The 1,997-nt window shown below is 69.1% G+C and carries 1 protein-coding gene; it reads right to left on the bottom strand.

What is annotated here, in order from left to right; translation table 11 throughout:
• Nucleotides 1-1,391 (bottom strand): molybdopterin-dependent oxidoreductase (locus tag FXF52_RS43755; protein WP_255472941.1); only part of this gene is annotated, 1,391 nt, incomplete at its 3' end.
• Nucleotides 1,392-1,997: the final 606 nt, after the last annotated feature.

Genomic DNA, 1,997 nt, shown 5'->3' with positions numbered 1-1,997 from the left:
CCACCACCCGGGCGGCCCATGTTGCCCAGCAGCAGTTGGATGATGGCGCCGGTACGGATGTACTGCACGCCCACGCTGTGCTGCGTCCAGCCGACCGAGTAGATGAGCACCCCGGTGCGCTCCCGGCCGGAGTTCTCCGTCCAGGCTCGGGCCAGCTCCAGGAACTTCTCCCGCGGGATACCGCAGACCCGTTCCACCATCTCCGGCGTGTAGCGGGAGAAGTGCCGCTTGAGGATCTGGTAGACGCAGCGCGGGTGCTGCAACGTCTCGTCCCGCTGGACCTGACCGCCGACGGGCATGCCGTGCGACTCGTGGCGCAGGCCCGCCGCCGACTCCCGCTCCTTGTGCGTGTTGCGGTCGCCGGTCGACTCCTCGTGCCCGTGGTACTGCCAGCTCCGCTGGCCGTACGTGTTCGTCTTCGGGTTGTAGCCGGAGAACAGACCGTCCAGGTCCTCGGTGTCGACGAACTCCTCGCTGACGATGCTCGCCGCGTTGGTGTACGCCACCACGTACTCCCGGAAGTCCAGCTCGTTCTCCAGGATGTAGCGCACCACGCCGCCGAGCAGCGCGATGTCGGTGCCCGCCCGGATCGGCAGGTACGTGTCGGCCAGCGCACTGGTGCGGGTGAACCGGGGGTCGACGTGGAAGACCTTCGCCCCCCGCCGCTTGGCCTCCATCACCCACTGGAAGCCCACCGGGTGGGCCTCGGCCATGTTGGAGCCCTGGATGATGATGACGTCAGCGTTGGCGACATCCTGCTGGAAGACCGTCGCGCCGCCGCGACCGAAGCTGGTCCCCAGACCGGGGACGGTGGCGGAGTGTCAAATCCGCGCCTGGTTCTCGATCTGTAGTGCGCCGAGCGCGGTGAAGAGCTTCTTGATCAGGTAGTTCTCTTCGTTGTCCAGGGTGGCGCCACCGAGGCTGGCGATACCGAGCGTGCGGTTCAACAACCGACCCTGCCCGTCGGTGTCCTCCCAGGTGGCGTCCCGGGCCGCGAGCACCCGGTCGGCGATCATGTCCATCGCCGTGTCGAGATCGAGGTCCTCCCACTCGGTGCCGTACGGCCGGCGGTAGCGGACCTTCGTCTGCCGCAGCGGGCTGGTCACCAGACTCTTGCTGGCCGAGCCCTTCGGACAGAGCCGACCACGCGAGATCGGGCTGTCCGGGTCCCCCTCGATCTGGGTGACCCGGCCGTCCTTGACGTACACCCGCTGGCCGCAGCCCACCGCACAGTACGGGCAGACGGACCGGGCCATGCTGTCGGCGGTCTCGGTGCGCGCCTGCAGGGCCGCCGAACGGGCCGACTGGGCCGCCGCACCCCGCCCGAGCGGGTCGGTGCCCGTGAGCTGCCGGTAGACCGGCCAACCCTCGATGAAGGTCTTCAGACCCATCCCGGGGCACCCCTTCCCCGCCGGCGGAAGCTGACCTCCTGACACTAGGCCAGCCACCGCGCCGTCGCGACACGAGTCGCGGATCATTTTCGGCAAATCCGGAGGGCGGAGAAACAGCGGCGCCCCGACCGGGTGGCCGGGGCGCCGCTGGGCGTCGGTGTGCAGGTCGCCTCTCGGCGAGTGGCGCGACGCGGCTCCAGCCGGACGGTATTCCGCGAAGGCAAATTAGGTGAGGCCCGGGGACACTGGACACACCGACGCTCTGCACAACGGTACGAGGGGTCTGGTTCTTCCGCTGCGCTTCGTGACCGCTGTCACCTGGGTCTTTCGCCTGGGTTGCTCTTGTGGGCTTGGGGGCTGACCCTGGTTGCGCTTGGGGGCTGGGGGCGAGGGTGACCGGCTCCGGGCGGTCAGGCTTGATCCCTGCGCCGGTCACCCTCGCCCCCAGCCCCGTCGTGCGCCCTGCCCGTCCGCCGGTCGCGGTTCTTCCTCTGGTACGAACCCGTGCCGCTTTCCGATCTTGGATAGTTACCGTTCGCTGCGTCTGGGGACGGTGCTCTCTGGAGACGGCGCTGGCCGGCACCCCTTGGTTGGGTGCCGGCCAGC

Origin of the sequence: Micromonospora sp. MP36, assembly GCF_008119785.1 — a bacterium.
In the GTDB taxonomy this organism is placed as follows: Bacteria; Actinomycetota; Actinomycetes; order Mycobacteriales; family Micromonosporaceae; genus Micromonospora.
Note: the sequence above shows the minus strand (reverse complement) of the source record. Positions and strands in the feature narration are given on the sequence as shown.